This window comes from Hydromonas duriensis (assembly GCF_004363775.1).
Lineage (GTDB): Bacteria > Pseudomonadota > Gammaproteobacteria > Burkholderiales > Burkholderiaceae > Hydromonas > Hydromonas duriensis.
The window spans coordinates 1-1487 of the sequence record NZ_SNZE01000069.1 but is presented as its reverse complement, the minus strand read 5'-3'; the positions used below and the strand labels follow the sequence as shown (position 1 = coordinate 1487).

Here is a 1487-nt window from a genome sequence, read left to right as displayed (position 1 = left end):
CCCAAGGTATCGCTCAAGACCACATCACGTTGTGTTGCATTGCCTGATACTGTGGTTTTTAAGGTGTATTGAATCGTGTCACCAACCGCTACTGAGGTGCCTGCGGCGGGCGATGCGGTTTTAACCGTATCCACTTGAACACCTGAGTAAGCGACTTTACATACAACGGTTGCCCCTGAGAAGCCACTCGACAAGGTCAAGCTGCCACCAAACGGCACCGATACACTTGGATTGACACCATCTGAACAAGTCCAGCTTGAAGATGCAACATAATTCAATGCGTTATTTGTATTCACAAATGACGGCGTTGGCAATGTCGCTGTTTCACCAATGACAGGAACCACTGTGTTTGAGCTGACACTATTGGCACCCGTGCTGACGGCATTGAACGCAGTGGTGTTCGTTGACAGCCCTGTCGTCGCGGGAACGGTGAGTGTTTCACCAACAACGGCATTAGACCAATCCACTTGTAAAGACAATTGTGTCGTTTGTGCAGTCGGTGTGGTGGCACATGCGTTCGCATCTTTAACGGTACCCGCAATGGTCATTTGCGCATTGTTGAACAAACCATTGCCCGTTGTCGCTGTACAGGTGTTGTTGGTGCTGCTGCCTGTCGCGGCGACTTTAACGCGTACGGCAATGTCGTAGGTTTCTGTCGTTGGTGTAGCAGTTGAACCTGCGGCGATGCTTTCGTTGCTGACAATCGATGTGTTGGTGCCTGAACCTGTGAACGCGCTGTTCACGGTACCGCTGACATTGCTGCCTTTGGTGATGGTCGGTGTACCAACAACGCTGACATCAGAGTCAAAGCCAAATGTGTCGCTTAAGCTGTACGCTGTGGCCGATGCATTGGTGTTGCTGACGGTGACACGGTAGGTGATGTCGAACTGGTCACCCGTGCCGCTCACTGCCGTTGGGCCTGCAGTCACCGCCTTGGTGACGTTGACATCTGGCGCCACGCTGGTGTTGGTTAAGGTACAGGTTAAGGTTTTACCGACGCTGGCACTTGGGATGGTTAAGTTGCCACCTTGTGCAACGGTAATTGCTGCATTGGTGCCGTCAGAACATGACCATGAGCCTGCATAAAAATAGTTGGCAATATTTGGATTCATGACTTCGGTCGGTAATGTGCCGACTTCATCTGGCGCAACAACAACTACCTTGGATTGTCCATTATTAACGCCTACGATGGCATTATACGCGTCCGTATTTACGCTAAATCCAACAGTGGCAGGAATGGTGGCCACATCACCAACATGAGCCCCAACCCATGTCTTTTGCAGAACGAGGTTGACGCCTGAGACCGCAGGGGTGTTGGAACACGCGCTGGCACTTTGGTCGGATGCACCAGACATGCTTAACACACCTGTGTTGAACAGACCTTGACCCGAAGTGGTGCCTGAGCAGGTGTCGTTGCTTGTGCTTGAACCCGCTGGAACGTTGACACGCACGGTGACATCGTAGGTTTCTGTGGTCGGTGTTGCAGT

At 51.8% G+C, this 1487-nt stretch carries 1 protein-coding gene; it reads right to left on the bottom strand.

The features are described from left to right. Positions 1 to 1487 (bottom strand): hypothetical protein (locus tag DFR44_RS11525; protein ID WP_162845264.1); only part of this gene is annotated, 1487 nt, incomplete at both ends.